General features: G+C 60.9%; 24 protein-coding genes. 10 read left to right on the top strand and 14 right to left on the bottom strand.

All coding sequences use genetic code 11. From position 1 onward, the window contains the following. Nucleotides 1-59: 59 nt before the first annotated feature. Together ACOOHD_RS05430 and ACOOHD_RS05425 are read right to left on the bottom strand one after the other, a co-directional pair. A complete protein-coding gene (locus tag ACOOHD_RS05430) occupies nucleotides 60-1,070 on the bottom strand; it encodes a 6-bladed beta-propeller (protein WP_420460558.1) in 1,011 nt (336 codons plus the stop codon). Continuing rightward, nucleotides 1,067-2,464: a c-type cytochrome domain-containing protein gene (locus ACOOHD_RS05425; RefSeq protein ID WP_420460557.1), complete on the bottom strand. Its 1,398-nt coding sequence runs from the start codon at nucleotides 2,462-2,464 to the stop codon at nucleotides 1,067-1,069. The genes ACOOHD_RS05430 and ACOOHD_RS05425 overlap by 4 nt, the downstream gene beginning before the upstream one ends. A 129-nt stretch (nucleotides 2,465-2,593) precedes the next feature. On the opposite strand from ACOOHD_RS05425, the gene rpsP reads away from it, so the two are divergent. Further along, nucleotides 2,594-3,280: a 30S ribosomal protein S16 gene (rpsP, locus tag ACOOHD_RS05420; RefSeq protein WP_420460556.1), complete on the top strand. Its 687-nt coding sequence runs from the start codon at nucleotides 2,594-2,596 to the stop codon at nucleotides 3,278-3,280. Between the two features lie 61 nt (nucleotides 3,281-3,341). Here the strand turns inward: rpsP and ACOOHD_RS05415 are convergent, their stop codons facing one another. Genes ACOOHD_RS05415 through ACOOHD_RS05405 form a run of 3 tightly spaced genes read right to left on the bottom strand, consistent with a single transcriptional unit; the run spans nucleotide 3,342 to nucleotide 5,205 of the window. After that, complete coding sequence (locus ACOOHD_RS05415) at nucleotides 3,342-4,163, bottom strand: aminotransferase class IV (protein WP_420460555.1); 822 nt, start codon at nucleotides 4,161-4,163, stop codon at nucleotides 3,342-3,344. Beyond that, nucleotides 4,163-4,957 (bottom strand): diaminopimelate epimerase, encoded by a 795-nt coding sequence (gene dapF / locus ACOOHD_RS05410; protein ID WP_420460554.1) that lies wholly within the window; start codon nucleotides 4,955-4,957, stop codon nucleotides 4,163-4,165. The genes ACOOHD_RS05415 and dapF overlap by 1 nt, the downstream gene beginning before the upstream one ends. Beyond that, nucleotides 4,957-5,205, bottom strand: a complete 249-nt coding sequence (locus ACOOHD_RS05405; RefSeq protein ID WP_420460553.1) for a hypothetical protein — start codon at nucleotides 5,203-5,205, stop codon at nucleotides 4,957-4,959. Before ACOOHD_RS05405 ends, dapF begins: the two co-directional genes overlap by 1 nt. A 45-nt stretch (nucleotides 5,206-5,250) precedes the next feature. Between ACOOHD_RS05405 and ACOOHD_RS05400 the strand changes: the two genes are divergently transcribed. Beyond that, nucleotides 5,251-6,486, top strand: coding sequence for a pyridoxal phosphate-dependent aminotransferase (locus ACOOHD_RS05400; RefSeq protein WP_420460552.1), 1,236 nt, complete (start codon nucleotides 5,251-5,253; stop codon nucleotides 6,484-6,486). Here ACOOHD_RS05400 and ACOOHD_RS05395 read toward each other — a convergent pair. Together ACOOHD_RS05395 and hemE are read right to left on the bottom strand one after the other, a co-directional pair. Further along, nucleotides 6,445-7,167: an SGNH/GDSL hydrolase family protein gene (locus ACOOHD_RS05395; RefSeq protein ID WP_420460551.1), complete on the bottom strand. Its 723-nt coding sequence runs from the start codon at nucleotides 7,165-7,167 to the stop codon at nucleotides 6,445-6,447. The two genes, ACOOHD_RS05400 and ACOOHD_RS05395, sit on opposite strands and share 42 nt — an antisense overlap. 33 nt (nucleotides 7,168-7,200) lie before the next feature. Further along, a complete protein-coding gene (gene hemE / locus ACOOHD_RS05390) occupies nucleotides 7,201-8,235 on the bottom strand; it encodes a uroporphyrinogen decarboxylase (RefSeq protein WP_420460550.1) in 1,035 nt (344 codons plus the stop codon). Between the two features lie 90 nt (nucleotides 8,236-8,325). On the opposite strand from hemE, the gene ACOOHD_RS05385 reads away from it, so the two are divergent. Next, a complete protein-coding gene (locus tag ACOOHD_RS05385) occupies nucleotides 8,326-9,321 on the top strand; it encodes a GRP family sugar transporter (RefSeq protein WP_420460549.1) in 996 nt (331 codons plus the stop codon). 176 nt (nucleotides 9,322-9,497) lie between these two features. Then, nucleotides 9,498-10,376, top strand: coding sequence for a ribokinase (rbsK, locus tag ACOOHD_RS05380; RefSeq protein WP_420460548.1), 879 nt, complete (start codon nucleotides 9,498-9,500; stop codon nucleotides 10,374-10,376). A gap of 23 nt (nucleotides 10,377-10,399) precedes the next feature. Here rbsK and ACOOHD_RS05375 read toward each other — a convergent pair whose 3' ends face one another. Next, the gene (locus ACOOHD_RS05375) at nucleotides 10,400-12,028 is read right to left on the bottom strand and encodes an acyl-CoA carboxylase subunit beta (protein WP_420460547.1); all 1,629 of its coding nucleotides are present in this window, start codon (nucleotides 12,026-12,028) and stop codon (nucleotides 10,400-10,402) included. A 53-nt stretch (nucleotides 12,029-12,081) separates the two neighbouring features. Between ACOOHD_RS05375 and ACOOHD_RS05370 the strand changes: the two genes are divergently transcribed. Further along, the gene (locus tag ACOOHD_RS05370) at nucleotides 12,082-12,309 is read left to right on the top strand and encodes a hypothetical protein (RefSeq protein ID WP_420460546.1); all 228 of its coding nucleotides are present in this window, start codon (nucleotides 12,082-12,084) and stop codon (nucleotides 12,307-12,309) included. A gap of 202 nt (nucleotides 12,310-12,511) precedes the next feature. Continuing rightward, nucleotides 12,512-12,679, top strand: coding sequence for a hypothetical protein (locus ACOOHD_RS05365; RefSeq protein ID WP_420460545.1), 168 nt, complete (start codon nucleotides 12,512-12,514; stop codon nucleotides 12,677-12,679). 232 nt (nucleotides 12,680-12,911) lie between these two features. Here the strand turns inward: ACOOHD_RS05365 and ACOOHD_RS05360 are convergent, their stop codons facing one another. Next, entirely contained in the window at nucleotides 12,912-13,490 is a 579-nt protein-coding gene (locus ACOOHD_RS05360) for a hypothetical protein (RefSeq protein ID WP_420460544.1), read from the bottom strand. A gap of 350 nt (nucleotides 13,491-13,840) precedes the next feature. Here ACOOHD_RS05360 and ACOOHD_RS05355 point away from each other — a divergent pair, with 350 nt between their 5' ends. Further along, nucleotides 13,841-15,565 (top strand): DEAD/DEAH box helicase, encoded by a 1,725-nt coding sequence (locus ACOOHD_RS05355; protein ID WP_420460543.1) that lies wholly within the window; start codon nucleotides 13,841-13,843, stop codon nucleotides 15,563-15,565. Between the two features lie 49 nt (nucleotides 15,566-15,614). Here ACOOHD_RS05355 and ACOOHD_RS05350 read toward each other — a convergent pair whose 3' ends face one another. Next, the gene (locus tag ACOOHD_RS05350) at nucleotides 15,615-16,850 is read right to left on the bottom strand and encodes an ABC transporter permease (RefSeq protein ID WP_420460542.1); all 1,236 of its coding nucleotides are present in this window, start codon (nucleotides 16,848-16,850) and stop codon (nucleotides 15,615-15,617) included. A gap of 104 nt (nucleotides 16,851-16,954) precedes the next feature. Between ACOOHD_RS05350 and lipA the strand changes: the two genes are divergently transcribed. Both lipA and ACOOHD_RS05340 read left to right on the top strand, forming a co-directional pair. Further along, nucleotides 16,955-17,827, top strand: coding sequence for a lipoyl synthase (gene lipA / locus ACOOHD_RS05345; protein ID WP_420460541.1), 873 nt, complete (start codon nucleotides 16,955-16,957; stop codon nucleotides 17,825-17,827). A 59-nt stretch (nucleotides 17,828-17,886) separates the two neighbouring features. Continuing rightward, nucleotides 17,887-19,278 (top strand): HTTM domain-containing protein, encoded by a 1,392-nt coding sequence (locus tag ACOOHD_RS05340; RefSeq protein ID WP_420460540.1) that lies wholly within the window; start codon nucleotides 17,887-17,889, stop codon nucleotides 19,276-19,278. Here ACOOHD_RS05340 and cysM read toward each other — a convergent pair. Together cysM and ACOOHD_RS05330 are read right to left on the bottom strand one after the other, a co-directional pair. After that, nucleotides 19,268-20,140, bottom strand: a complete 873-nt coding sequence (gene cysM, locus ACOOHD_RS05335; protein ID WP_420460539.1) for a cysteine synthase CysM — start codon at nucleotides 20,138-20,140, stop codon at nucleotides 19,268-19,270. The two genes, ACOOHD_RS05340 and cysM, sit on opposite strands and share 11 nt — an antisense overlap. Beyond that, nucleotides 20,137-21,267 (bottom strand): ComEA family DNA-binding protein, encoded by a 1,131-nt coding sequence (locus ACOOHD_RS05330; protein ID WP_420460538.1) that lies wholly within the window; start codon nucleotides 21,265-21,267, stop codon nucleotides 20,137-20,139. The genes cysM and ACOOHD_RS05330 overlap by 4 nt, the downstream gene beginning before the upstream one ends. A 95-nt stretch (nucleotides 21,268-21,362) precedes the next feature. Between ACOOHD_RS05330 and recN the strand changes: the two genes are divergently transcribed. Then, on the top strand, nucleotides 21,363-23,027 hold the full coding sequence (gene recN, locus ACOOHD_RS05325) for a DNA repair protein RecN (protein ID WP_420460537.1): 1,665 nt from the start codon (nucleotides 21,363-21,365) through the stop codon (nucleotides 23,025-23,027). Here the strand turns inward: recN and ACOOHD_RS05320 are convergent. After that, nucleotides 22,993-23,886, bottom strand: coding sequence for a methyltransferase domain-containing protein (locus ACOOHD_RS05320; protein ID WP_420460536.1), 894 nt, complete (start codon nucleotides 23,884-23,886; stop codon nucleotides 22,993-22,995). The genes recN and ACOOHD_RS05320 overlap by 35 nt on opposite strands. Before the next feature lie 2 nt (nucleotides 23,887-23,888). Next, nucleotides 23,889-24,809 carry a methyltransferase domain-containing protein gene (locus ACOOHD_RS05315; RefSeq protein ID WP_420460535.1) on the bottom strand — a complete coding sequence of 307 codons (921 nt, stop codon included), beginning with the start codon at nucleotides 24,807-24,809 and terminating at the stop codon, nucleotides 23,889-23,891. Nucleotides 24,810-24,913 lie beyond the last annotated feature (104 nt).

Genomic DNA, 24,913 nt, shown 5'->3' with positions numbered 1-24,913 from the left:
CTAACATAGCACCTGCCGCGATGTTTCCCCCAAATTTGGCTATCTTCTAGCCCGGGAGCTTATACCCGGCGCAGCCGCAGGGGGTAGGTGCGGCCGCTATACCACTGGGGGACGTAGAGGTTTTTGTCCTCGTCCAGGCAAACGTCGTGGGGGTTGAGAAAGGTGCGGTTGTCGTATTTCACCCCCGTGAAGTCCGATTGGTCCAGCGGCGCACTTCCCCCCGGCAGAGATACCACCTTCATATTGCGGTCGAGCACGGCCACCATCCCGTCGTAGGCCCACCAGCTTTTGGTTACAATGACGGCGAAGTAGGTCTCTTCTCCGTCGATCACCGGCCGGCAGATCGATAGACCGGGCAATCGGTGCACTTCCAGTTGTTTACCATCCAGGCTCCACCGCTGAAACTCGTTGGCCCCGCGGCTGGTAATCAGTAGGGTCGGCTGGGCCGTCCGCTCGTCCAGGACGATACCATGACTACAGTCAAAGAATTCGCTCCCCCCAAAATTGTGCTGCAACCTGCCCTTACTATCGTAGCGAAAGATTTTGTTGCTCCCGTAGCCATCGGTGACGTAGATATCCCCGTTACCGGCAACGGTGGTTTCGGTCGGTTTGTAGGGCTTGCCGTCCAATAGCTCGGTCGGCGGAGCGTCCAGCTCGCGGATGATGCGTCCGTCCAGGTCCAGATTGATGACCCGCCCTTCGGTGCAGTCGGTGATCCAGAACGTTTGGTCCTCTCCCTCGCCGACCTTACTCAGGCCGTGGGGCTCGGGCAATTCGTGGGCCCAGGCCTTCAGCAGTTTACCATCCTTGTTGTACACCAGTACGTCGTGCTGATTGGAAACGGAAGAGCACACCAGGCGACCGCGGCTATCGAGCACCATCTCGTGGCAGTGCTGTAGCGGGTGCTTCTGGGGGTCGAGACTGCCCCACTTGGCGTCAGCCTGGTAGATGAAGGTGCCGTGACCGACGAGCGTTTTGGACATGGAGGGAGCATTTAGGGGTAGGACTAGGCCCATGCCAAGCGTGGCGGATTGCTTGATAAAGGTGCGGCGGGAGGAGGCGGGCGTCATTTCTTAGCGTCTTGTTCGGCGGGTTGGAGCGTGGCACCGGTATCGACCATGACCTGGGCGTGGGCCTCGGCGTAGGCGGTAACGGCGGCAGGGGTGACTGCCGTCTGCCACAGGTACACCCGGCGTAGGGCGGGCATTTGCGTAAGGTAATGGAATACTTCGTCTCCGACTTGCGTGTTGTAAAGATTCAGGGATTCGAGGTGCTGCAGGCCGGTGAGGGAGCGAAGTACGGTACTGTCCACCGCCGTCCCGTTCAGGCGGAGTCGGTTAAGGTGCTTGAATTCCGCTACCTGCCGCAGCGCCTCGGCGGATAGTTCCTGATTATCCAGTCCTAGGTAGGTGAGCTGGTCGGGCGCCGCGGCGGCCAGTTCGCGCAGGGCATTGGCGTCAACTGATTTGCCGGGCTGGGGCTTCACTTCCAGGGCGGGGCCTCCGGGCACCAGATCCGTGATCGACCAGTTGAGGGAGTAGAGTCCCTGCCGCGTCTTATCGCTCAACACCGTACCGCGCACCGTCTCCACAAACAGGCGGGGCCGCAGGTCCAACGCATAATCGCGCTGGAGCAGGGCCTTGATATCCTCCGGTACCTCGTCGAGTTGGAAGACGTAGCTCGTGTCCGCTCCCTCATTCAGCCAGTATTCGAGCAGGCGTACCTCGGCGAAGGTCATGCGCTCGCCCTGGGGGGGCATCGCCTTGACGTTCTGGGTGGGCAGGGTGACGCGATTGTGCCAGCGGCTGGCAATGGCGTTACCGGCTACGAAGAGCGGCCCGGACTCCCCGCCCTTAAACAGGTAGTGGGTGCTGTCCATTCGTAGCCCCCCATTTTGCTTCTCGCTATTGTGGCAGCGCACGCATTTATCGTTGATCACCGGGCGCAGGAACTCCGCGTAAACCGCGATACTATCCGTATTGCGGACTGACCAATCGGTGATGAGCATACTATCCGGTGTGTGACCACTGATGCGCTGCACCACGGGCGGGGCGTACTGAAAGAGGTACTCCTCGCCGTGGGTCAGATTCCCCCCCTGGTGACCGGCCAGGGTAAGGGCGGCGGCAGTCATCAGGCCATACACTTTGGTGGTGATTCCGCCCCGCGACTGCACGAATACGCCACCTACGGCCAGCACGGCCACGGCCACGCCCGCCCAGCGGTGCCAAAAGAGGGTCTCGCCGCCGTAGCCTCCTCCCGATGCGAGCAGCCAGCCGGCCAGGGCAGCACCCACGGCGGAGGCGGCTCCCAGCACCCAGGCCACCTTAATTGCCGGCCGTACCCGGTCGCCGGGCCAGAGCTCGAGCACCACGGCCAGGAGTAGAAAGCCAATGGGCAGATGTACTACCAGGGGGTGAAAGCGGCCCACGAAGAGGGCGTAATCGGCAAGCAGAAGATGGAGCATGAACGGCGGGAAACTTCTCGCACAAGGTACACCAAAGCCGGCAGAAATTGCCTACCTTTGCGCCCCGGCAAAACCGGCTGCCCCCTGGCGGGAGTAGGTCGGTATTACTAACTAACGACAGTTGTCACCATGCCAGTCAAAATTCGACTTCAGCGCAAGGGCCGCCGTAAGCGCCCGTTTTACCACATTGTCATTGCCGACGCCCGGGCTCCCCGCGATGGTAAGTTTATTCAAAAGATTGGTACCTACAACCCCATGACCGTACCGGCTACCATCGAGCTCGACCGCGAGTCGGCCTACGACTGGCTGATGAAGGGCGCCCAACCCACGGACACCGTGCGCGCCATCCTCCGCTTTAAGGGCGTGCTTTACCGTAAGCACCTCCAGCGCGGGGTAGCCAAGGGTGCCCTTAGCCAGGAGGAAGCCGATAGTAAGTTTGAGGACTGGATTGCCGAAAAAGAGGGTACCATGGCCGAGCGCCGCGCCGCCCAGGAACAGAAGGAAGCCGAGTTCCGCGCTCAGGTTTCCGGTACCCCGCCGCCGCCGCCCGAGCCTGAGCCAGAGCCCGCCGCTGCCGAAGACGACACTACGGTAGCTACGACCGAAGACACCACGCCACCCTCAGCTACCAGCGAGCTGGATGCCGCCCGCGCCGAGGCCGAAGGAAGCACCCCAGCGTCAGTAGCCGCTGCCGCTGACGTAGCCGGCGAGGCCCAGGCGGAAGCCGAAAGTGCCGAAGCCGCCGGTGAGGCCCTAGCTGCCGCCAACGAGGGGGAGGACGAGGCCGCTACCGGAAATATCGACAAGGAGGTCTAACCCCCTCCAACCTTAACGTTGTTAAAAGTGCCCCGCCTGCTACCCTGCAGTCGGGGCATTTTTATCGGTACTCCGCCCAGGCTTGCATCAATTTCCTGGTGGTTGCACCTGCGGCCCCGGCTCCAATTTCCTTGCCGTCTACGCGAGTAATGGGTAGGGCACCCTTTACGGTGCTACAGAGGATGGCCTCGTCGGCCCCCAGTAGCTCGGCTACGGAAACGGCTCGTTCTTCCACTGGAATATTTAGTTGACGGGCCAGCTTGAGCAGATGCTTGCGGGTGATGCCAAGTAGAATGTCTTCGTATGGCGTCACCAGGCTGCCGTCGTGAACAATTAGGAAATTAGACCGGTCGCTTTCCCGGACCAGGCCGTCACGATCTACGTAGAGCGGATACTGAGCCCCGCGCTGCTGTAGGAGGGGCTGGATGCGGATGCCCTCTAGGTAGTCGATACTCTTTACCCGGGGCAGCTGGCGCTCGTAGTGGTGGAGCATACAGTGGCAGCCCATCGCGTAGCGCTCGGTCGGGGGTGAGAGGTGGGGATAACCGAGCAGAAGGAGAGTAGGGGCAGTGGGCGTATAGCCATCTGCGGACAGGCCACCCGTGACCACGATGCGGATACCGCCATCCCCACCGCCGTTGCGTTCGATGAGCTCATGCACGATGTCGGTCAGACCACGGTCAGTGACCTTGAGCTCGAGGTGTAGGGCATCGATACTGTCCTGGAGACGCGCGAGGTGATCGTCAAGAAAGCGGGGCTTACCACCAGCAAAGCGGAAGTAATCGAATACGCCGTAGCCCCTTAGAATAGATAGATCACTAACGGGGAGCTGAGCCGCACCAGACGGGAGGAAACGGTCGTTAACGTAGACAGTGTCGAGCATTACAGGGTGATTTGGCCGGTGAAGACCCGCTCGGCCGGCCCTACAAGCTGTAAGTGACTGAAGTGGTCAGCGTGACGCTCGCCGGTGACGTAGAGCTGCCCGCCGCGGGCACGTACGGGGATGTGAAAAGGCCCGTCTTCCGACTTCGGACTGCGCAGGAGCAGACCGATGGCGGCCGCCGTTACGCCCGTGCCACAGGCCAGGGTTTCGTCCTCCACGCCGCGTTCGTAGGTCGCCAGCTCCAGACCGTCGCGCGTCTCCCGCACGAAATTGACGTTGATGCCCTTTGCGGCGAAGGGGGCGGACTGGCGGATAGCCCGACCCTGTTGTACTACGTTCACTTCCTCCAAGGAGGGTACGAATTGGAGATAATGAGGTGAGCCGGTGTTGAGCACGTAATCTGCGCCGTGGCGCTCAAAGTAACTTACATCGTTCATGCCCAGGGCAACCTCGCCGGCCGGTGTGAGGGTAGCCTCGTGGGGCCCGTCGACGGCCAGAAAGCGGTAGATGGTACGGTCGATGCCTAGTTCGGCGGCGAAGCGGACAATGCAGCGGCCGCCGTTGCCGCACATGCTACTGGGCCGACCATCGGAATTGTAGTAAAGCATCTCGAAGTCGTAGGGAGCTACGGATAGCCGCAGAAGCATGAGCCCATCGGCACCGATACCAAAGTGGCGATCGCAGAGCCGGGCGATACGGTTCTCGTCCAAAAGCGGGAGAATCCGTCCATCCCGGTCGTCGAACAGGACGAAGTCATTGCCCGCGCCCTGGTACTTATGAAACCGTAGCTCCATTACTGACGGGCCTTGCGCAGGGAGTCCTGTAGGGCGGCGTCCCGGTCGGCCTTGTCGTGGTAGTAGTCGCGCTGCTGCGGCTGTTCGAGCGGATCGTCGAACCCTACGGGCACGCCCAGGGTGTAATGACGGTAGGCCGCCAGGGCACCTAGTACCAGGATCAGCACCAGTCCAATGAGGCTTACCCGCCAGCCGAAGATGTTGCCGGAGGCGGGAGGGTCTCCCTCGGGTTGCGTATTGAATTTCACCCTGCAAAGGTAGCGTATCTTTGCCCCCTCAAGCCGTCCGCCGTTATGCCCGCCGTTTCACAGCGCTCTCAGTCCGTTCCCCTGTCGCCCTTCCGCAAGCTGATCCCCCTAGCCGACCGCGCCCGGGCCGCCGGCAAACACATCTACCACCTCAACATCGGCCAGCCCGACATCGAGACCCACCCCACGGCGGTGGCCAAGTTTCGTAAACTGCCCTGGCAGATCCTAGATTATAGCCCCAGTAACGGCATCGATTCCTACCGCGAGGCGCTGCGCGATTACTACGCCCGCTTCGACGTAGCGGTGACGGCCGATGAGATCATGATCACCACGGGAGGTTCGGAGGCCATCCTGTTTTTTCTGCTGGCCTGTCTCGATCCCGGCGACGAAATAATCATTCCCGAGCCGTTCTACGCCAACTACAACGGCTTCGCCCACATGGCCGGGGTGAACGTGGTGCCCATCACCTGTACGATCGAAGACGGCTTCCGGCTACCCGATCCTGCCGAGTTTGCCCGCAAGATCACGCCCCACACCCGCGCCATCGTGATCACCAATCCAAACAACCCCACGGGGGCCTGCTACAGCCGCGCTGCCCTGGAGGGACTCGCTCACATCGTACGGGAACACGACCTTTACCTCTGTGCCGATGAGGTGTACCGGGAGTTCAGCTACGATACCGAATTACAGAGCATCCTACAGCTACCCGGACTCGATGAGCACGCCATCATCATCGATTCGGTATCGAAACGCTACAGCGCCACCGGGGCTCGGGTGGGGGCGCTGGTCACCCGCAACCTAACCGTGCGCGAGAGTGTCGACCGCTACGCTAAGCTGCGCCTCAGTCCACCGGGACTCGGACAGCGCCTCAGTGAGATCATGTTACAGGACGATGGAGCCTACCTAGCCGAAGTGAAGGAGGACTACACCGCCCGCCGGGATACGGTCTTTCGCCGGCTGCAGACCATGCCAGGGGTATACAGCTACAAACCCGGCGGTGCCTTTTACTGCTTCGCCCGGTTTCCTATTGCCGACAGCGAAGACTTTTGCCGCTGGCTCCTCGAGGACTTCAGTCACGATGGCGCGACGGTAATGCTGAGCCCCGGTCCGGGCTTCTACGCCACGCCGGGGCTGGGGGAGGACGAGTGTCGTATCGCCTACGTACTAAAGGTCGACGACCTCGAACGCGCCATGGACTGTCTAGCCGCGGCGCTAGAAGTCTATCCCGGCCGGATCGAATTAGCGGCTACGGCGGAGCTGGGCGGTCACCTGTCCCAGTAGTACTTCTTCTACCCACAGCCGGTACTGCCGTGCACTGGGGTGCAACTTATCGGAGGCCACTAGGTCAGGCTCGGCCAGGCCGCGGCGGGAGATCGGCGTGATGTTGTAAAAAGGTACGTCGTAGCCTTCCGCGACCGCTTGGGCGGCCTGGTTGAAGGCATCGATCTCGCGGCTCACCGCCTCACTACCGCCGCCGAAGGGCGTGAAGGCGTAGTCGGGTATCGACACCACGAACACCGCGGAGGTATCGCCTCCCGCCAGGGCGATCGCCTGCTGCAGCAGATCCTCGAAGCGCTCCGTGTACCCGCTCACACCGAAGCCCTGGTACTGGTCGTTGACACCGATGAGTAGCGAGACCAGGTCGTACGGGCCGGCCGGTGGGTCGTCCGCGAGGGCGTTGCTCAGGTTGTCGGTGCGCCAGCCGTTCCGTGCTACGATTTCCAGTGGTTGCACTCCGATGCGCTCGCGCTGTTGCAGGGCCTGGGCCAGTTGGCGAGGCCAACGCTCGGTCTCCTGCACACTGGTGCCGATCGTGTAGCTGTCACCTAGTGCTAGGTAGGATATCGTGGTATCTACCGCCATCGGGGGAAGCTGCTCCTTCATGACGATGGGGTCATCTTCAGACGTACAGCCAGCCAGCAGGAATAACAACAGCAGGGGGTAATACCAGGCCTTGAACATACCATAAGGTACGGGCTGGGACGCGGCCTAGTTTTAGTCCAGGTCACCGTAGCGGTAAGCCTTGACCGTATTGACGAATGCCTTGACCCCCTCCAACGGGGTATCGGGATACACCCCGTGGCCCAGGTTAGCGATGTGCTTTCGCCCAAAGGTGTCCAGCATCCGGCGCGTAGCTTGTTCAATATCCCCAGGAGAGGCATAGAGCTGAGTAGGGTCCATATTCCCCTGCAGCACCTTGCCCCGCACCTGCGACCGCGCCTGCTGGATGTCGGCAACCCAGTCGAGCTGTACCACCTGGCAGTCGAGCCGGCCGATATTGGGGATGGCGTGGCGGGCATCCTTAGCAAACACCGTGACCGGCGTATCGCCGAGCTCCCGGCAGATCAGGTCGATGTAGCGCAGGCTAAACTCGCGGTAGTGATCGGGCGGCAGTACGCCCGCCCAGCTGTCGAACACCTGGATCAGATCCGCCCCGTGCCGGGTTTTTTCCTTTAGGTAAGCGGCCGTGGCGATGGCGATTTTTTCCAGCAATTGATGGCTGAGTGCAGGATCTTGATAAAGCATCCGCCGCGCCTTGCTAAACGTCTTGCTGCCACCGCCCTCCACCATGTAGGCGAAGATGGTCCAGGGCGCGCCGGCAAAGCCGATGAGGGGCACGCGGTTGTCCAGCCGCTTCTTGGTCGCATCTAGGGCATCGTAGACATACCGGAGATGCTGCGGGGCTTCTTCCGGCGGGCGCAGGGCAGCGACGTCCTCGGCCGTTTTGATCGTTTTGGGGAAGCGGGGGCCCACCTTTTCCACCATGGTGTAGTCCAGTCCTAGTGCCTCGGGGATGACGAGGATGTCGCTGAAAATGATGGCTGCGTCCACGCCGAGCTCGTCCACGGGTTGTACGGTAACCTCGGCGGCGAGGTCAGGGGTGGAGACCAGCTCCTTGAAGCCACTCAAGCTGGCGCGCAGGGCCCGGTACTGGGGCAGGATGCGCCCGGCCTGGCGCATGAGCCAGACTGGGGGACGTTCGACGGTTTCGCCGCGGGCGGTGCGGAGGAAAAGATCGTTGGTATACATGCGGCGAAGGTAGGGTGCCGGTCCGCGCCGCGGCAGTCGGGTAGTTTATTTGACCTAAGCTTTACTACATTCACCCCCAACTCCCTGCCTATGTTCATCATCGGAAGCTACACCCTAGCGGTAGCATTTTGCATCGTCACCATGCTCTGCTGGGGCAGCTGGGCCAACACCCAGAAGCTGGCGGCCACGAACTGGCGCTTTGAGCTCTTCTATTGGGACTACGTGATCGGCATCGTCGTTTTCGCCCTACTATTCGGACTGACTGCCGGAAGCGCGGGTGCAACGGGGCGTGGTATGGTAGCCGATCTGGCGCAGGCCGACTGGCCCAACATTGGCTCCGCACTCCTCGGCGGTGTCTTGTTCAACGCCGCTAACATTCTGCTGGTGGCCAGTATTGCTATTGCCGGTATGAGTGTCGCTTTTCCGACGGGCATCGGGCTGGCCCTCGTGATCGGGGTAGTAGTTAATTACCTCGACCGGCCCGAGGGCAATGCCACACTGCTTTTCGCCGGTACCTTCCTGGTGGCCGTGGCGATCCTCCTGAATGCCTATGCTTACCGACGGGCGGGGACGGGGCACAAGGACACCCCCACCAAGGGGCTGGTACTGGCCATCGTAGCCGGCTGTCTGATGGGCCTATTTTACAAATACGTGGCTAACTCCATGTTTGAGGACTTCGAGGTGCCGGTGCCGGGTAAGCTCAGTCCGTACTCTGCCGTGCTAGTCTTTTCACTGGGCATTCTGGCCAGCAATTTTCTATTTAACACCCTGCTGATGCGCTACCCCTTCGACGGCCCCCCGGTCAGTTTCGGCGACTACTTCCGCGGCGGCTCACGCAACCACCTGATAGGTGTACTCGGCGGGGTGATCTGGTGCGTGGGCATGTCGTTCAGCATCCTGGCTAGTGATGAGGCGGGCCCGGCCATTAGCTACGGGCTGGGGCAGGGGGCTACGATCGTGGCGGCGGTGTGGGGTATTTATGTGTGGCGGGAGTTCGCTGGGGCCCCTGCTGGTACTGGGACGGTGTTGAATGGGATGTTGGCTTGTTATTTGGTCGGCCTGGGACTGATCGTAGCTGCTGGATAAATAGGAGTAAAGGCAGTTGCCGAGATTTATTTACAAACCGCAGAGTTCGCAGAGCAACGCAGAGATGTGTTTGAGCCATTCTCTGCGTTTCTCCGTGCCCTCTGCGGTTCATATTTTGTTTGTGGCTCGCTGAACAGATTGATAACCATAAAGAACTACACTACAAGGCAAGTATCATGAGTAGGATAACCGTAGTAGGCAGCAGCAACACCGACATGGTCGTAAAGACCCCCCGCTTCCCGCAGCCCGGCGAGACCCTACTCGGTGGTGAATTCTTCCTCTTCGCCGGCGGCAAGGGCGCCAACCAGGCCGTAGCGGCCGCACGCCTCGGGGGGCAGGTACGCTTCGTAGCCCGGGTGGGCGATGACGTGTTCGGCCGGCAGGCGGTGGAGGGCTTCGGGCGGGAAGGGATCGACTGTAGTCACATCAGCGTCGATCCGAAACTGGCCTCGGGTACCGCGCTAATTACGGTGAACGGGGAGGGGGAGAATACCATCGTGGTGGCATCGGGAGCGAACGCGGCGCTTAGCGTTGAGTCGATTACCAAGCTTGACCTGGAGGAAGATGAGTACGTACTGACCCAACTGGAGACTCCCCTCGAAACGGTCCTGGAACTTGTAAAACATACCGATCGACTCATCCTCAATCCAGCCCCAGCTACCGATCTGCCGGATACAGTATTCGATGGACTTTTCATGATCACTCCGAACGAGACGGAAACACAACTGCTGACTGGCGTCCGGGTGACCGACGAGACATCTGCCGCTCAGGCTGCGGAGCTGCTGCAGAGTAAGGGGGTGCAGCACGTAATTATTACGCTGGGTGCGGCGGGGGCGTTTTACCTCGGTCCCGGTACATCATTCATGACCCCGGCACCCCGGGTGGCTGCGGTAGATACGACGGCGGCGGGGGATGTATTCAACGGCGCACTGGTCGTGGCACTGGCGCGGGGCGAGGACATACGGGACGCTATTGCCTTCGCGGTGCGGGCGGCCTCGGTAGCGGTCACCCGTATGGGTGCGCAGGACTCGGCACCGCGGCTTTCCGACCTGTAGCGATGGCTTCAGCCGTCGCTACACTAAGTCTGCACCGCGCCGACATTAAAGCGCTCAGTAGGTGCGTGCGTAGCCGCCTCGATGCCCGCTGAGATGTAGGCCCGCGTCATCCGGGGGTCAATGAGCTCGTCGACCCAGAGGCGGGCGGCGGCATAGTAGGGGCTGGTCTGAGCGTCGTACCGCTCGGTAATTTTCTTTAGCAGGGCCTGCTCTTCCTGCTCGCTGACCTCCTCGCCGCGGGACTTCTGGCTGCTCACCTGAATCTGCAGCAGCACCTTAGCGGCCTGCTCACCCCCCATGACGGCGATGCGTGCCGTCGGCCACGCGAGCATCAGGCGAGGATCGTAGGCCCGCCCGCACATGGCATAGTTGCCCGCCCCGTAGCTGTTGCCGACCACTACGGAAAATTTAGGTACGGTGGAATTACTCACAGCACTGACCATCTTCGCCCCGTCCTTGATGATGCCGCCCTGCTCGGAGCGGCTCCCGACCATGAAGCCGGAGACGTCGTGCAGAAACACCAGCGGGATCTCTTTCTGATTGCATACCATGATAAAACGCGCCGCCTTGTCCGCCGAGTCGCTGTAGATGACCCCGCCGAACTGCATCTCGCCCCTACCACTTTTGACCACCTCCCGGTTGTTGGCCACGATGCCGACCGACCAGCCGTCGATACGGGCATAGCCACACAGTAGCGTCTTGCCGTAGTCCTGCTTGTACTCCGTGAAGGTGCCCCCGTCAACCAGGGCGGCGATGAGGGCGCGGCCCTCGTAAGGTTTGGCGCGCTCCTCCGGGAGTATCCCCAGAACATCTGAGGCAGCGACCTCGACCGCCTCGCTGCGCTCAAAGGGGGAAAGCACTTTTTCGGGCACCCGGCTCATCAGATCGCGGATGGTTGTCAGGCACTCCCGGTCGTCAGCGCACTTGTAGTCGATCACGCCGCTGACGGAACTGTGCATGGTGGCCCCGCCAAGATCCTCCGCTTCCACTTTTTCTCCGATCGCCGCACGTACCAGGTAGGGGCCGGCCAGGAAGATGCTGCCCGTACCCTCCACGATCAGGCTTTCGTCGGACATGATGGGCAGGTAGGCCCCACCGGCCACGCAGCTACCCATCACGGCAGCGATCTGCGTGATGCCCAGGGCACTCATGCGGGCGTTGTTGCGAAAAATGCGGCCGAAGTGGTCGGCGTCCGCAAAGATTTGGTCCTGCATGGGTAAGAAGACCCCCGCACTATCGACCAGGTAGATGATGGGTACCCGATTCTCCATCGCGATCTCCTGCGCCCGCAGGTTCTTCTTACCCGTGATGGGAAACCAGGCGCCTGCTTTGACCGTGGCGTCGTTGGCTACGATGACGCAGAGCCGCCCCGCTACCCGGCCGTAGCCCGCAATTACCCCACCCGCCGGACAGCCCCCGTATTCCTCGTACATTTCGTAGCCAGCAAAGGCTCCGAACTCCAAAAATTGGGTGCCGGAATCGATGAGGGCGGCTACGCGTTCGCGGGCGGTGAGCTTTCCTTTCTGGTGTTGCTTGGCTACGCGTTTAGGGCCTCCCCCTTCCAGGATTCGCTCCAGGCGGTGGTTCATGCGGGCGACTTGGAGCAACATGCCGTCTTCGTGGGCGGCGGCCGTGCGTTCTTCTTTGGTCATACGTGGGGGCTTGGGCGGCGGAAATGTACGATATTCGCGCTAAGCCTCCTGTCATGGACCCCAGCCTCGTCGCCCTGCTCATTCACCTGGTGTTCTTCGCCATCGGGGTGTACCTGTACCTGTTCTCCCGGGGGCTGGTCCGGGCCGGTGATGTAGAGACCCGCGAGCGAGCTGAGACCTTCCGTAAGGAGAATGCTACCTGGATGCGCTACCTGGGGTTGGCACTGGCGGCTGTGATGCTGCTCAATCTGGTCTACGACGTATTAGCTCTACTAAACTAAACGCAAAAGGCAGCGAAGCGGTCCGTGAAGACCGTCCGCTGCCTTAGCGTGTACGTGTACCCGGAACGGGAATCGAACCCGTACTCTCAGTACTGAGAACTGGATTTTACCTACCACTACGGCTTTCGCCGCCGCCGCTGCTGCTTGGCGTTTGGGGCCTGGACTTTACCTTCACCGTGCCTGTCCCTAGAGACAGGTTTAGGTGCTCGCCGTCAAGTCTCTACACCTTCCCGCTCCCCAGTGGGCGCGGGCTTGGCTCGGTATTGGCACCGATGTCACCATCGAAGCGTTCACCGACTTTGACGAGTTCTACTCCGGCAGTTTCCTGCCGGGCAACCCTGATGTTAAGAGCCGACTAAGTCGGTTTTAACGACACTCCGCAGGTCATCAAAAGAGGAAGCATTCCTTCCGCTTATAATGCCCCGAACAGCATACGAAGTGCAAACTTGAGTCCAGCGCGTCTACCAGTTCCGCCATCCGGGCGGTACGGGGGTAAAGGTACGTGGTAGGTGTAGGGTATGCAAATGTAGGAGGCTTTGTAGCTCAGCCGGAGACTGCATTTTGGTGGTATCCCGATAGCTATCGGGAGTGGCAGTATTATTCTACTGCAAGTTACAGTCACTGTACCGAACTACTCCCCGCAACGCCTTCTTCAAAGCCCGCCGCGCTATCTCCTCCTCGGTGTATTCGATCTCGTACCAGCGGGGCTCTTCCTGTAAATTCAGCCGGCCATTGACCTGCACGGTTTTGGCGAGCGTTCCAGTGGAGAGATCATACACGTAGACAAACGCGGAGGCCTCCCGGTCGGCCGGGATCGCAGCCGGAAAACTCGGCACCAGCTCCCCCCGCCCGGGGCCAATGTCGAGGTATAAAATAAAATCAAGGTCCGTCTGCTCCACAAAGTAACGCAGGTGGTGCTCCGCTACTCCCTCGCCGTAGAGGGCCGGCAACTGCTGCGCCTGATTCATCTCATCCTCAGAGAGCACCTCCGGCTCGCCGCACTTTTTCAGCATGCCGCGTAGCTCCCGGTAGGCCTTATCCGCCGAGGCCGAATCACCGAACGGGCCCCGCGGCTCCAATACCCCGATACGCGCATCACGCAACGGAAGCTGCACTCGCTCGAAGGAGCCGGCCGTAGTGTAGTTGCCGCGGTGCACGCAGGAGGAAACCAGGAACACCATACAGCAGTATAACCCAGGGAGGCAAAGGCGCAAAACGAACGAGTTAGGTGAATGAGCAAAGTACTGGCACCAGTCCCTGTTTCATACTCCATCCGCCGTCTTTAGCACGAACTTAACGTCCGAAGCCTTATCAACCACCCCGCCCCCCCGATAGCTATCGGGGCCCCGCCCCCTGCCATATCTAACCGCCACCCCCTTAACTCCTTAACCCCTTAACCCCTTAACTCCTTAACTCCCTAACTTTTCGTACCTTTGCGCCTTCTTAGCACACACGGGTGGCTTAAGGACTTACGCTGGGGTGCTCCAAGGCACGATGAAGTAGGCCGTTTCACCCGTATAAAATAGGTGAAATGGAAACGTTTAACGAGACGTCGCTGCGCGATGACGTCAAGCAGGCCGTGGCCGAACTTGGCTTTACTACCCTCACGCCAGTACAGGCACAGACCATCCCCGCCATTCTGGAATCAGACCGCGACCTCGTGGCGCTGGCCCGCACCGGAACGGGGAAAACGGCTGGCTTCGGACTACCCGTCGTAGATGGCATTGACCCCGAGACTCATGCGGTGCAGGCACTTATTCTTTGTCCGACGCGGGAGCTGTGCCTACAAATTGCCCGGGACCTGACTGATTTTGCCCGCTTCCGGAAAGGAGTGAACGTGGTAGCCGTCTACGGCGGGGCGAGTGTCGGTGACCAGATCCGCGCCATCCGCGCCGGCGGCAACATCGTGGTGGGTACTCCGGGCCGCACCCTCGACCTGATCAACCGCGGCAAACTGGTCGTAGACCAGCTCAAGCGCGTGGTGCTGGACGAGGCCGACGAGATGCTCAACATGGGCTTCCAGGAGGAGCTCAACGGAATCCTCGACGCTACGCCGAAGGAGAAGCAGACGCTACTATTTTCGGCCACCATGCCGAAGGAGGCGCGCAAGATCTCGACCGACTACATGAACGACCCCCAGGAGATCAGTATCGACCATACGGATGCGGGGAACTCGGATATCACCCACATCTACTATAAGGTTAAGGGCTCCGACCGCTTCAACCTGCTCAAGCTGCTGGTGGAGCTCGACGAGGACATGTATGCGGTGATTTTCTGTCGCACCCGGCGCGAGGTGGATGGGGTGGCCGAAGATCTACGCTTTGCCGGCCATTCGGCCGATGCCCTGCACGGGGATATGAGCCAGGCCCAGCGTGATGACGTAATGAAGCGCTTCCGCAAGGGGCGCATCAAACTACTGGTCGCTACTGACGTGGCTGCTCGCGGACTTGACGTCAGTGACCTAACCCACGTGGTTAACTATAACCTGCCCGACGCCCCCGAGGTGTACGTACACCGTAGCGGTCGCACGGGGCGGGCCGGTAAGGAAGGCATCGCAGTGAGTATTGTAACCGGCCGCGAGCTGCGCAAACTGCGCGATATCGAGCGCTACGGCAAGATCGAGTTTAACGAGGCGCCGATCCCGAGTCAGGACGAGGTGTACAGTCGCAGGGCGCAGCGCTTCATTGAGACCCTGAAGTCCGCCGAGCTCAAGGATGATAAACTCCAGGCGCTGCTCCCCGAGATCAAGGACGCGCTGGAGGGCATCGACCGCGAGCAACTCATCGAGCTGATCGTAGCCCACGGACTGGCCGGACTCAGCAAGCAGCTCGGCGACACCCGTAAGCTGGAAGCCCCCCGGGAGGACAAGAAAGAAAAGAAGGGGCGGGAACGCAGGTCCAATGTCAGCTACACGCGGCTGTGCATGGCGGCCGGGCGGCGGCAGGGCTACACCGTACCCCAGGTGATCGGTATGCTCAATAAAAATGTGCCGGGCCGTAAGATCGACCTCGGCAAGATCGATCTACAAAATAACCTCACCTTTATCGACGTCGACGAGCGCGAAGCGACCCGCGTGGTAGCCGCCCTGGACGGCGTTCAGGACCGGGGACAGGATGTGAACCTGCGCATCTACGACGGCAACATTGCTTCGGAAAGTAGCGAGCGCAGTGAGCGCAAGCCCCGGAATAAGTACAAGGGTTTTGACGGAGGCTTCAAAAAGTCTAAGAAAAAGCACCGGAAGGGGCAGGGGAAGTAGCTCGTCCCGACTAACATCGAGACTCGGGTAGACCGCTGCGCGGGTAGACTTACTCGTAGCGTAGGGACTCAATGGGGTCTAGGGCGGCGGCGCGCAGGGCGGGATAGAGGCCTGAGATCAACCCTACGACCGTACACACGATCAGTGCCAGGCCGATCCAGAGCCAGGGTACTAGGAAGCTTCCTCCGGTAAAGAAGACCACCGCGTTGCCGGCCAGCACCCCTAGGAGTATACCCAGCAGTCCACCAAGTTGACAAATCACGACCGCCTCGAAGAGGAACTGCAGCAGCACGTTGCGCTGGGTAGCACCTAGGGCCTTGCGGACTCCGATCTCCCGGGTGCGCTCGGTGACCGAGACCAGCATGATATTCATTAGTCCGATGGCGGCACCGAGTAGGGTCATCAGGCCTATACTGACCGCGGCCAGCCGCAAAGTGACTGTATTATCCTTGATAATGCTGACGAGGTCGGAGCTATTCTCGACCTCGAAGTCGTTTTCCTGTCCGGCGCGCAGTCCCCGCACCCGCCGCATGGTGAGGGTAGCCTCCGACATGGCCGCGTCGATGCCGCTGGGATCGGGTACGGCAACCAGGATATCGTAGTTGGTACGGTTGGAGGCGTAGTAGCGTTTGGCGGACTGCAGCGGGATCAGCACCCGCTTGTCGTTGTTGTTAAGGCTACTGCCCTTGCTGGCCAGGGTGCCGACGATGGTATAGCGGACGCCCGCGGCCTGTATCTCCTTACCGATGGCAAATTGGTGCTTGCCGGAGAATAGCTCGTCAACGAGGTCGGCGCCCAGGATGGCAATATTGCCCCCCTCCTGCACCTCACGGGTGGTGAAGTTGCGCCCGGCCTCGATCTCGTAGCCCTTGCTGGTGAGGTAGTTACCGGTCATGCCGTAGAGCGACACGTTGGGGTTGGTCTCCCGCTCCCCGAAGGCGACCGTGGTGGCGCCCCGGGCGAAGAAGCTCACGCTTACCGTAGCGGGGTAGTTATAGCCCTCGACGAAGTCCATCGCCTGATCGTAGGTGAAGGGCTCGGACTCCTTTTGGTTGTTGCGGCCTCCCCGCGAACGCACCTGATCACTCTTGCGGTTGATCTCAAAGGTGTTAGCTCCCAGACTCGAAAGATTAGACGAGAGGGAATAGATGGCCGCATCGATGGCCGTAAGGATACCCACCAGCGCCATGATGCCGACGGCGATGATCAGTGTAGTAAGCAGTGCCCGCAGCCAGTTGGCACCTACACTACGCAGTGCCACGCGGATGTTTTCCATCGTATCCATAGGACATAAATGTAGGGCGGGGGTGGGGGAATATCACCGCTTTTTCGACGAATGGCGGCCCGGGCAACCAAAGCGGGGCTAGGTTTGTACTTTCTGCATTCTCTATGATCGACCTACCCCTAGCCCCCTCCCGCTCCGAGCGCCAGCGTAAGCCCGACTGGCTGCGCGTCAAGCTGCCCATCGGCCCCGACTACAAGCGGGTACGGGCACTCGTCGACGAGTACAAGCTGCACACCATCTGCCAGAGCGGCAACTGCCCCAACATGGGCGAGTGCTGGGGGGCGGGTACGGCTACCTTCATGATCCTGGGCAACGTCTGCACCCGCTCCTGTAGCTTCTGCGCCGTGAAGACCGGCCGGCCCACCGAGTACGATGAGGATGAACCCCGCCGCGTCGCCGAGGCCATTGACCTGATGCAGGTCAAGCACGCCGTGCTTACCTCCGTAAACCGCGATGAGCTGAAGGACCGCGGTGCCGAAATTTGGTACCAGACCGTCCGCCAGATCAAGGAGCGTACCCCCCGGACTACCATCGAATCGCTCATCCCCGATGTCCGCGGTAACTGGGACGCCCTTTACCGCATGATCGACGGTGGCCAGGAGGTCGTGAGCCACAATATGGAAACCGTCGAGGAGCTGTATCGCAAGGTGCGGCCCCAGGGACGCTACGCCCGCAGCCTGGAGGAGCTACGCCGCATCAAGGAGGCCGGCAAGCGGACTAAAACGGGCTTCATGGTCGGACTGGGCGAGACCGAGGCCCAGGTCGAGCGCATCCTCGATGATTTAGCAGCCGTGGGCGTCGATGTGGTCACCATCGGACAGTACCTCCAGCCCACCGCCATGCACCTGGCCGTGGATAGCTTCGTGACCCCCGATACCTTTGCGCACTACAAGGCGCTGGGGATGGAGAAGGGCTTTGACTTTGTGGAAAGCGGTCCCCTGGTCCGCAGTAGCTACCACGCCGAACGTCACCTGTAGCCTCGTCGGCCGAGCTTCAGCTCGTCCGCCGAGGATCACCGACCGATAATATCGTCGTTTTGAGCACTACCAGCACCACCCTCGGCGGACGACTCTCCTTCGTCGGTCGGCAGACGAGGATGGTCCCGATCTACACCCTAGTCTGGCTACGCATCGCCATCGGCCTGCTCGGTGCCGGCGACATCCTCGGCAACGGCATCTACTACCACTGGTACCTCGACGCCTACGCCGGCTTCACCTTTCGCTACTTTGGCTTCGAGTGGATGCATCCGCTACCGGAGCCGCTCCTGAGCCTCTACTTCATCACCGGCTTTCTGCTCGGCATCGCCGTGGCGCTGGGATGGCGCTTTCGCATCACGGCCCCCCTGTTCGCGCTCGCCTTCACCTACCTGTTCCTTCTGGAGAAGGCTCACTACCTCAACCACGCTTACCTCTTCACCTGGTTGGCCTGGCTGATGGCCTTTTCCCCGGCCTGGCGGGAATGGTCGCTCGACGTGCGGCGCGATCCCACCCAGTGGAGCCCCACGGTAGCGAAGTGGGATGTATACATTTATCCCCTGTTGATGGGCCTGGTGTACTTTTTCGGAGGCGTCAACAAGATCAACTACGACTGGCTCATTGAGGCCATGCCCCTCCACATGTGGCTACAACGACGGGTGGGGATGCCCCTGCTAGGACCGCTCCTGGCCCTCAAGCAAACCGCCTACGTGATGGCCTGGGGAGGCATGTTACTTGATCTACTGGCCCCCTTTATGCTCCTGCACCGCCGGCTGCGGTGGGTAGCCCTGGCGCTGTTGCTCTTCTTTCACGCCACTAACCACCTGATTTTCAACATCGGCATTTTTCCCTACCTCTCGCTAGTGCTCACCAGTATGTTCTTCGCTCCGGACTGGCCGCTGCGTTTTGTGCGTTGGTTGGCGCAAAGAAGTCACTGGGTGAGACGGTGGCGAACCAGCTGGCTAGGGCGCTTAGAGGGAACTGCTCCCACACCACCTAAGGCGCACCTGCGCCCCGCCGCCCTTATCCTGCTGCTGGCACTACACGTATTTCTGCCGCTGCGCAATTACCTGTTCGGCTCGGACGTAGACTGGACCGAGGAGGGGCACCGCTACAGCTGGCGGATGATGCTACGGAGCAAGCAGGGGGAGGGGGATTTTAGGGTAGTGGACGTAGGGACGGGGGACGTCGAGCGTGTAGAGCCCTCTGACAGTCTGGACCGGCGGCAGTACTACAAAATGGCTACCCACCCGGATATGATACTACAGTACGCGCACCACCTGCGGGACGTGCGTAAGGCGGCGGGGCAAGACGTGCGGGTATACGGAGATTTCCGGGTGCGGTTGAACGGGCGCAACGTTCAGCGCTTCATCGATCCAGAGGTAGACCTGGCGCGGACGGAGTGGAGCTGGCTAAGCGCTAAATCCTGGATACTGCATGAGGTCAGAGAGTAGAGAGGTAGCGGTCGCCACGGTCGCAGATGATGCAGACGATCAGGGCCTGGTCAAGTCCTTCGGCAAGGCGCAGGGAAGCGGCGGTGGCCCCTCCCGAGCTGGTGCCCGCAAACACACCACGCTCCGTAGCGAGCCGCTGCACGGTAGCGGTGGCCTCCTCCTCGCTCACGTCAATGATTTGATTCACCTGCGAAGCATCGTAAATGGCTGGAAGGAACTCCGGGCTCCAGCGGCGAATACCAGGAATACTGCTGCCGTCGGCGGGTTGTACCCCAATGATCTGGACGGAGTCCGACTGCTCGTGCAGGTACCGACCGGTTCCCGTGATGGTACCGGTAGTGCCCATACTACTCACAAAATGAGTGACTTGCCCTTTAGTGTCTCGCCAAATTTCTGGGCCGGTCGTTCGGTAGTGGGCCCGCCAGTTATCGGCGTTGCTAAACTGGTTGAGCTGCACGTAGTCGCCGCTATCCTCCATCTCCTGGGCCAGCTCGCGGCTGTACTCGATGGTGCGGTCCGCGGGCGTAAGGATGACGTCAGCGCCGTAGGCCCGCATACTTTTGACGCGCTCCTCGGTGCTATTTTCGGGCATCACCAGGGTGACTGGGATGCCGTAGGTAGCCGCGATCATGGCGATGGCGATGCCGGTGTTGCCGCTGGTGGCCTCCACGATCCGTTTACCGTTGCCGATAACTCCCCGCTCCAGGGCGCCTCGGATCATGCTTAGCGCGGCCCGGTCCTTGACCGATCCGCCGGGGTTCTGTCCCTCCAACTTGCCGTACAGTTTGATGTCGGGGTTGGATTGCAGGGCAGAGAGGTCTACCAGCGGCGTATTACCCACCAGGTCGAGCAGGGAGATCATCGGTCGAAGTTGAGGTAGGGCAACAGCTTAGCGCGGCGTTCGGCCGTAAGGGCGCGCACATTTTCTAGCTCGGCGGCGGAGGTGAAGGGGCCGTGGTTATCACGGTAGCGTACGATGATGGCGGCCGTGCGGCGGTCCAGGTAGGGGTGGCGGCTGAGTGCTTCGGCGTCAAGGCGGTTGATGTACAGCGGCGTTGTGATGGGACCGGCATGGAGCAGCGGCCGGATTTGTTGGTAACTAGAATCGGGCAATCCGTAGGTCTCTGCCACCTGCTGCACACCCGTAAATCCTCCGAGCCGGTCGCGGAATTTTACAATTTGGGCCGCGCGGTAGGGGCCGATGCCGGGGAGCTGCTGCCATTCTGCTACCGTCGCTCTATTAACGTCAATAGGTACAGGTTTTAGACGGGCCGGGGCCGCAGGTGCAGGGTCTTTTAGTGGGGCAAGGCGGACGAGAGGGAGTAGACGGTCTACCAACTGACTGTCGAGGGCACCAAGCTTACGGAGGTCTTCGGGACGGCGGAAGGTGCGGGGGCGGTAACTGCGGTACTTGATCAGGGCGCTTGCCTGACGTGCACTCAAACCAAGGAGTTGAAGGCTATCCTCGGGTAGCGTATTGGGATCGAAGGGAAAGCCGAGTGGAGGTGGGGTAGATTCAGAGGGTGAGGTGGTAGAGGGTGGGGGCGGAGTACCGCTTTGCTGATTGGGCAGGCGCGCTAGGGCTACCAGCCGGTCAGCCTGGTCCGGTCGCAGGACGTAGAGTTTCCGCAGGTCCTCGACGTCCCGAAAGGGTCGTTTGGCGCGGTAGCGGAGGAAGGCCGTGGCCTGCTTTTCACTCAGACCTAAACGTTGCAGTTCCTCACCCGTTACCTCATTTGGATGAAAGGGAAAGGATACCGTAGGGGCGGACTGAGAAACTGCAGATTCGCCCGCGGTTAGGCTACGCAGTGAATCGGCCAGTTGCACCAGTTCCTTATCCTGCTCCGTAAAGGCTGATTTAGTTGGTTTGGTGAGATAGCTGCTGAGGGCATAGCAGCCCACCACGAAAACGATGAGCAGCAGCAGTCCGCCGCGTTGTGCCCGGGTGTACGCCCAGGGGGAGGTCTTGGGTGGGGTGGGTGAGTGCAAGGCCAGAACTAAACCACAAGGATACAAAAAGCGCTCCTACCTTGGGGGCTGAACGGAAGCGTTGTAAATTTGGGTTTTTCAAACAAAAAGCGGGTATGATCAAACGGCTGCACATCAGCAACTACGCCATCATCGAGGAGCTGACCCTCGATTTTGCCGACGGCCTGAGCATCATTACCGGCGAAACCGGGGCGGGAAAATCCATCGTACTGGGTGCGCTCAATCTTATCCTTGGCGGCCGGGCGGACACTAAAACGCTGTTCGATGAAAGTCAGAAGTGCATCATTGAGGGGCGCTTCGAGATCGGGGCGTACGATCTACAGGCCTTTTTTGAGGAGAACGACCTGGACTACGAGCCGGAACTCATCATCCGCCGCGAGATCACCCCTTCCGGCAAGAGTCGTGCCTTCGTCAACGATACCCCGGCTAACCTGAAGGTGCTGCAGCAAATCGGGGCTACCCTCATCGACCTGCACCAGCAGTTCGATACCCTGTACATCAACAACAGCGAGTTCCAGTTGGAACTACTCGACGCGCTGGCCGGACAGCAGCCGGAGATCAAGGCCTACCGCGCCGATTACGGCAAGCTACAGGAGACCCAGCGCAGGCTTCGGCAACTCCAGGAGTCACAGGCCCAGGCCCGCCGCGAGCAGGAGTTTTTGGAGTTTCAGGTCCAGGAGCTCGAAGAAGCCGCTCTACAGCCCAACGAACAGGACGAGTTGGAGGGCGAGCGCCACCGCCTCAGCAATGCCGATGAGATCAAGCAACTCACCTCCGGGGCCTTCCATTACCTCACCGAAGACGATAACTCGGTCACCGACCGCCTCATGTCCATCGCCAACAAACTGGCCCCCCTGGCCGCCGGCGACAAAAAACTACAGGCCATCAGCGAACGCTTTGAGAGCCTGCGTCTGGAGCTGGAAGAAGTCGCCTCCGACCTCGAGGCCTTCGGTGAGGACACCGAGGTAAACCCTAACCGCCTGGAAGAAGTCGAAGACCGCCTCAACCTCCTGTACAAGCTACAGACCAAGCACGCCGTCAAGGACAACGAGGAGCTGATCGCCATCTATGATGAGCTTTCTAGTCGCCTCGGGGAATTTGCCGACCTCGGTAGCCAGATCACCAAGTTAGAAAAGGAGCGCGCGCGACTACTTGACAGCCTCCTCAAACAGGGCGAGACCCTCCGTAAGGGGCGCCAAGAAGTAGCCCCCCAGTTCGCCAGCAACGTCCGCCAGCAACTCGCCGACCTGAGTATGGCCAACGCCCGCCTCGAGGTAGACTTCAAGCCCCTCACTCAGCCCGGCCCCAACGGACTTGACGAGGTCCGTTTCCTCTTTAGCGCCAACAAGGGCGGCAAATTACAGAGCATCAAAGACGCGGCCTCAGGGGGTGAAATGTCACGTTTGGCCCTGGTCACTAAGAGTCTGGTCGCCAGCGCCATGGAGCTACCCACCCTCATTTTCGACGAGATCGACGCTGGCGTCAGCGGCGACGTAGCCCAAAAGATGGGCCGCATCCTCACCGACCTGAGTGCCCACCACCAGGTGGTCGTTATCACCCACTCCCCACAGGTGGCCAGTCGCGCCCACCGCCACTACTTCGTCTACAAGACCGATAAACAGGGCGCGGAGCGCACCATCACCCAGGTGCGCGAGCTCAATAAGGAGCAGCGCGTCAAGGCCATCGCTACGATGCTCAGCCAGAACCCACCTAGTGACTCGGCGCTTAAGAATGCGCGGGAGCTGATTGAGGCGGTGTAGGCCTTGCCGACGAGGGCCGCCGCGCAGCCACCACCCCATACTGTATAGCCCCCGTAGCAAACCCCCGCCGCATATACCGCATCGCCCACGCCCCCTGCATCGTACCCACCCCCGAACGCACCAGCCCGGGCCAGTTGCGGGGATCGAGTCCCGATCGAATCACAGCCCCCCAGAAGGGTTCCACGGCAGCGCTCCAGTCAGCGGTTTGCACTTCCTCGAATCCGCTTGCACCCGCGGCCGCGCCCAGTTCCGGTACGCTGACTAGCGGCGGGAGGTGGTACAGCTTACAGATTTGCTGCAGGGTATACTGATCGCTGGGGGAGAGATAGGGAGGCTCCGGGCGGCGGCACCAGGTGGCCATCAGTAGCCGTCCGCCGGGTTTCAGGAGCCGAAAAAAGAGGTCGAATAGTCCCTGCTTATCCGCCATGTGCTCGGCCGACTCCATACTCCAAATGAGGTCGTAGGTGCCGTCGGTGGTCGGATCCAGGCTATATACATCCCTGGCTACGATGCGGAGGCGGTCATCGACCCCGGCCAGACGGTTGTAGTCCCGCCCGCGCTCAGCCTGCACCGGACTCAGTGTCACACCCAGGCCGGTGGCGCCCGGATAGCGCCTAGCGAGGTAGCGACTGCTTCCACCCACGCCACAGCCCGCGTCCAGAAAGCTGCCCACCCCATCTGGGGCACCGCCCCACTGCAGCAGCGCCTCGATCATATCCAGCTGCGCCTGTCGGTGGTCGACCCGCCGCCGGCCGTCGGGACCGTAGTAGCCGTGGTGCATCTGCTCGCCCCAGGTGGTGAGCCAGAGGGGGGTAGATTGGTCGTAGAAGGTGCGGATGCGTTCGTTAAGGCCTACCATACTTAGCGCCTGCGCGTTAGGAGCAGGAGGAGGGTAATCGCGCCACCGACCAGGCCTAGGACCAGCTTTTGCTCTTTGTTGAGCGGCTGTATGTCTCCTTCTACGCCCCGTAGGGGAGCGCTTGCGTGGGCGAGTAGCGCCATCGGGATGAACAGAAACCCGGCGGCGGAGCCCAGCAGTACCCGACCGGTAAGCAGGAGGTTACGTCCTAGCCAGCCGCCCTCTGGCTCAGCGGGTACCAGGGCCTGACGACTACGCCGACCCTCGGCATTGGGGCTCGTGCCGGGAGCGGGTTTGGTACCGACGATGGCAATACCGTAGCGTTCGTTTTGCTGCCAGTGAGGCCGCACGTAGGTCCAGTCGACGCCGGTAAAACCGGCGTTGTGAAAGTAAAGGTGGTAGTCATTCTCTGGCGGAAAGAGCATCCAGGTGTTGGCGATGAACTTGCTGATGGGATTGACCGGCTCGATGGGCCCAATTATCAGGGCCTGTCCGCCCTCCTTGATCACCCGGTAGGCCTCATTGATGCCCCGCTGCGGGTCGGGCCAGTACTCGATGCTGCCGGCCGAGACGTAGCGGTCGAAGGTGTCGTCCTCAAAGGGCAGGTTTTCCGCATCGCCCAGGCGGAAGCGGCAGCGTTCCAGGTCGGCCTTAACCATGGCGCGCTCCATTTGCTGGGGGCTCTGGTCTACGCACACGACGTTTGTGGCCGGTACGCGCCGCACGATGCCCTGGGTGGTAAAGCCGGTGCCGGAGCCGACGTCAACCACGCGGAGGTTCTCGCCGTCTGACCAGTCGACCACGTCGAGCGCCTTTTCGCGCATGCTTTCGGTCCAGAACAGAGGATTGACCAGCTTATCGTAAAAATTGGAGAGGTAGCGGTAGAACCAGAAGGCTTCCCGCTTATGCTGCATGAGTCTCATTGGCGCGATTGGGTTGTTGGTTTAAGCCCCGGGCGGGAAGAATGTTCGCACCCAGGGCAGGTGGGCGGGTGCGCAGGTGCCGACTAGGTGGAGGGGGCCGATAA

The sequence above is a fragment of the Neolewinella sp. genome (assembly GCF_965214665.1).
In the GTDB taxonomy this organism is placed as follows: domain Bacteria; phylum Bacteroidota; class Bacteroidia; order Chitinophagales; family Saprospiraceae; genus Neolewinella.
The sequence above is the reverse complement of the archived record's forward strand: the minus strand, read 5'-3'. Positions and strand labels throughout refer to the sequence as shown.